Origin of the sequence: Blautia sp. An46, assembly GCF_002161645.1 — a bacterium.
GTDB lineage: Bacteria > Bacillota > Clostridia > Lachnospirales > Lachnospiraceae > Blautia > Blautia ornithocaccae.
This window is the reverse complement of the sequence record NZ_NFIF01000053.1, coordinates 1-1,154: the sequence shown is the minus strand read 5'-3', so window position 1 is coordinate 1,154 and position 1,154 is coordinate 1. Positions and strand designations below refer to the sequence as shown.

6 tRNA genes are annotated in these 1,154 nt (G+C 43.1%); all 6 read right to left on the bottom strand.

The window, feature by feature from the left end:
* Positions 1–412 precede the first annotated feature (412 nt).
* Positions 413–499 (bottom strand) — tRNA-Leu (locus B5G00_RS18460).
* 30 nt (positions 500–529) lie between these two features.
* Positions 530–603, bottom strand: a tRNA-Asp gene (locus B5G00_RS18455).
* A 47-nt stretch (positions 604–650) separates the two neighbouring features.
* Positions 651–724, bottom strand: a tRNA-Ile gene (locus tag B5G00_RS18450).
* Between the two features lie 4 nt (positions 725–728).
* Positions 729–801: transfer RNA gene (locus tag B5G00_RS18445), tRNA-Thr, on the bottom strand.
* 28 nt (positions 802–829) lie between these two features.
* A tRNA-Glu gene (locus B5G00_RS18440) sits at positions 830–901 on the bottom strand.
* Between the two features lie 15 nt (positions 902–916).
* Positions 917–989, bottom strand: a tRNA-Asn gene (locus B5G00_RS18435).
* Positions 990–1,154: the final 165 nt, after the last annotated feature.

Sequence of the window (1,154 nt, the reverse complement as noted above, 5' to 3'; positions counted from 1 at the left end):
GTTGTGGTGACTTAACAATACTACTTTTAGGACTTGCTTTCTACTGCTTTTGTTATAGAAAACAGAAAATCGCTATGCCACAGCCTTGGCAGGCCATCGCGCAGCGATTTTGTTCAATTTTAATTTGCACTATTCACTGTATAATTTTTTATTTTAAATTATGCAATTAAAAAAGGATACGCAGATTTTCTTGTTTCTGCATATCTTTTTCTACTTCAGGCTATAACAGTAGTAATCTGCTATTCTTCTACATAACGAATCAAATCTCCGGACCTGTGGAATGTCAACAGGAGAAAAGATGACCATCTTACTTTTCAAAAGCTGGAGATTTCTTCATAATGTGTTCAAACTTTTTAAAAGAAAAAAATAAGAGAAACGCTGTAAATTCAACGTTTCTCTTACCTTTAGTCACTGCCGCAGACCGGAATCGAACCGGTACGGGAGTATAAGTCCCGCAGGATTTTAAGTCCTGTGCGTCTGCCAGTTCCGCCACTGCGGCATTTCTTAAAATGCATATAAGCATTTTAAACGACCCAGAAGAGACTCGAACTCTCGACCTCCGCCGTGACAGGGCGGCGCTCTAACCAACTGAGCCACTGGGCCATAAGAAATCTATTTATAATATTATGTTAATGGCTAGCATTAACGAGTGGACCTTCGGGGACTCGAACCCAGGACCGACCGGTTATGAGCCGGTTGCTCTAACCAACTGAGCTAAAGGTCCATGAAGCCGATGATCGGACTCGAACCGATAACCTGCTGATTACAAATCAGCTGCTCTGCCAATTGAGCCACATCGGCACACCATTAAATTAGCTTTACAGCTTAGTGACTCCTACGGGAATCGAACCCGTGTTACCGCCGTGAAAGGGCGATGTCTTAACCGCTTGACCAAGGAGCCATATATTTTAAAAAACTCCCCCTGTTGGACTCGAACCAACGACACTGCGGTTAACAGCCGCATGCTCTACCGACTGAGCTAAGGAGGAATATTAGATTAAATACTGTACCTTCAAAACCACACATGTAAAACTCTTTATATCCAACTTTTGCCGTTTTACTTAGGTATTGGCCCCGTCCGCTTAGCAACCGGTCACTCATAAGCCTACGGCTTATTTCGTGTCCTTTGCTTCGCAAATGACTTCGGTCCGTCT